Genomic DNA, 229 nt, shown 5'->3' with positions numbered 1-229 from the left:
ACACCCCACACACACAAACCGCGCCGGCGACAATCTCACAACCAGGCGTATCGCCGGCTGGCAGTTTCTCACATACGTGGCACCGCGGCAGGTAGAGACGAGCAGGCGTGTCGCCCGACTTTCGCCGCCGCATGCCGACCGCGCAGTGACGAGCCGGGCCGTGCTCGTAGACCGACATTCGGAGGCGACAAGAGGACCGGCAAAGCCGTCCTAAGCCGTCCTAAGCCGT

The sequence above is a fragment of the Mycobacterium sp. genome (genome assembly GCF_008709575.1).
In the GTDB taxonomy this organism is placed as follows: Bacteria; Actinomycetota; Actinomycetes; order Mycobacteriales; family Mycobacteriaceae; genus Mycobacterium.
Note: the sequence above shows the minus strand (reverse complement) of the source record.